Origin of the sequence: Mesorhizobium sp. M7A.F.Ca.US.005.03.2.1 (assembly GCF_003997795.1) — a bacterium.
GTDB lineage: Bacteria > Pseudomonadota > Alphaproteobacteria > Rhizobiales > Rhizobiaceae > Mesorhizobium > Mesorhizobium ciceri.
In genome coordinates this window covers 1-1,398 of sequence record NZ_RZRP01001206.1, presented here as the reverse complement: position 1 = coordinate 1,398, position 1,398 = coordinate 1, and the positions used below count along the sequence as shown (strand labels likewise).

The following is a 1,398-nucleotide window of genomic DNA, read 5'->3' as shown; positions in this document are numbered from 1 at the left end:
CACCTCATCCGCCTTCGAAACGTCGGCGGCGACGGCAAGCACGGCACCGTCGCCGGCAATCGCGGAAACGGCGCGCGAGGCGTCGTCAAGCCGCGCGCCGCCAATGTCGGCCAGCACGATCTTCATGCCTAGCAATGCAAGCCGCTTGGCGGCCGCCAGACCGATGCCGCTGGCAGCGCCGGTGATCACGGCGGCATTGCCTGGAGCAAGCGCGGGCAGGGCGGTCTGGATCTCGGCGTCGGTGATCATGGGCGATGGATTCCTTGTTCGATGGCGCCGAACTTAGCGCCGGAACGGGCCGGTGCAAGCCTCTGCTCGTCTTGTCGGGTTGACCAGTCCGGCCGAGGCTGCGCATGTTGCCCCTTGTCCCCGCAAAAGAGATTTAGGCCTGGGGACAAACGGAGGTTCCTGATTGACGGACTGGGTTGCAATTCTGAAGGAGCAGACCGCCATTGGCGACCAGATGGGCCGCGAGGTGCCGCAGATGCTGGCCAATCCCGACATCAGCGAAGCGCAGGTGAAGACACTCTTTTCCGCGCTGGAGAAACAAGCCGAGTTCGTCGAGAAACTGCGCATGGCGCTGGAAAAATTCGGCCATGATTTCTCGATCATCAAGGCCGCGGAACGGCTGGAGGAGCTCTATGCCGACCTCGCCGCATCGGTGGCGGAAAAACTGAAAGCGATGCGCAAGTAGGGCAACTCTGGGAAAGCCGTGCAGCGCTCTGCCTTGAAAATGTGTGAAGACAGCTACTTTTCGATCACCCGCGCAAAGCGCCTATCCGGTACGAGCCATATCATCGCGACCAGCACATAGAGCGCGACGCCGATCCACTGGCTGACGAAGGTCAGCACGACGGCCACGATATAGACAGCCAGCGAGAGCTTCCCCTTGCGGTCATTACCCAGCGCCTTGGCAAAGGCGGTATCATTGCCGTGCAGGCGATGCAGCGCGGCGGCGAGTATGGTGTAGGCGATGGCGCATAGCGCGAGGTCGGTGCCATAGACTGCTACCGGCACCGGCGCAAAGTGGTTCTCGCCCATGAAGGCTGTGGTCACCGGCATCAGCGACAGCCAGAACAGCAGATTGAGGTTCGCCCACAGCACGCGCCCGTCGACCCGCTGAACGGTGTGGAACATGTTGTGCAGATTGTTCCAGTAGATGCCGACATTGATGAAGGACAGCACGTAGCAGAAGAAGATCGGCCACAACGGCACCAAGGCGGAGAAATCCTCGCCATGCGGCACTTTCAACTCAAGCACCATGATGGTGATGATGATAGCCACGACGCCATCGGTGAATGCCTCGACCCTGCCTTTGCCCATGGATCCCACCTTTGCCCGTGATGAATTGTCGAAAGAGAGTAAACGCTAGCGGATGTTGCTGAGCCAATAACTGGC

Annotated in this window: 3 protein-coding genes; 1 reads left to right on the top strand and 2 read right to left on the bottom strand. The window is 60.4% G+C overall.

Annotated features, from left to right (window positions below; genetic code table 11):
• The coding region (locus EN991_RS36285; RefSeq protein ID WP_127370522.1) for an SDR family NAD(P)-dependent oxidoreductase at positions 1–249 on the bottom strand (249 nt) is incomplete at its 3' end.
• 163 nt (positions 250–412) lie between these two features.
• Here EN991_RS36285 and EN991_RS36280 point away from each other — a divergent pair.
• The gene (locus EN991_RS36280) at positions 413–694 is read left to right on the top strand and encodes a hypothetical protein (RefSeq protein WP_027160626.1); all 282 of its coding nucleotides are present in this window, start codon (positions 413–415) and stop codon (positions 692–694) included.
• 53 nt (positions 695–747) lie between these two features.
• On the opposite strand, the gene EN991_RS36275 is transcribed toward EN991_RS36280, so the two are convergent.
• Positions 748–1,323, bottom strand: a complete 576-nt coding sequence (locus EN991_RS36275) for a TMEM175 family protein (protein ID WP_013530981.1) — start codon at positions 1,321–1,323, stop codon at positions 748–750.
• Between the last annotated feature and the right edge of the window lie 75 nt (positions 1,324–1,398).